1 protein-coding gene is annotated in these 530 nt (G+C 71.5%); it reads left to right on the top strand.

The features are described 5' to 3' along the window. The first annotated feature begins 252 nt into the window (after window positions 1–252). Window positions 253–501 (top strand): mycoredoxin, encoded by a 249-nt coding sequence (locus AC1DSF_RS30670; RefSeq protein WP_478184082.1) that lies wholly within the window; start codon window positions 253–255, stop codon window positions 499–501. Window positions 502–530: the final 29 nt, after the last annotated feature.

Here is a 530-nt window from a genome sequence, read left to right as displayed (position 1 = left end):
GCTCGGGGTCGAGCGCGTCGAGGACCTCGTCGGCGGTGGGCGGGGGGCCGTAGTGGTCGATCACCGGGACATCCTCTCAGGCGGCTCCGTCACATACCGGCCGTTGTCCACAGGCCCGCCCCCCCCCGGGGGTGAGGTTGTCCACAGGCTGCGGGGCCGGCGGAGGGAAGAAATCCGAATCCGGCGTACGTTGTGCGGAACGCCCGCAGCACCCGAGCAGAGGAGATCCCCGAGATGTCGGCCACCGTGACGATGTACAGCACCCCCTGGTGCGGGTACTGCCGCCGCCTCAAGAGCCAGATGGAGCGCGAAGGCGTGGCGTACACCGAGGTCGACATCGAGCAGGACGCGCAGGCGGCCGAGTACGTGATGAGCGTCAACGGCGGCAACCAGACCGTCCCGACGGTCGTCCTCGCGGGCCCCGGCGGCGACATCCAGTGGGTCGCCACCAACCCGAGCCTGGCCCAGGTCAAGGCCGCCCTGTCGGAAGCCGCGACCTGACGCCGACGGAGCCCGGCCCGGCCCTGCCC

Source organism: Variovorax sp. 01N429, from assembly GCF_056399425.1.
This window is presented reverse-complemented; position numbering and strand designations above follow the sequence as displayed.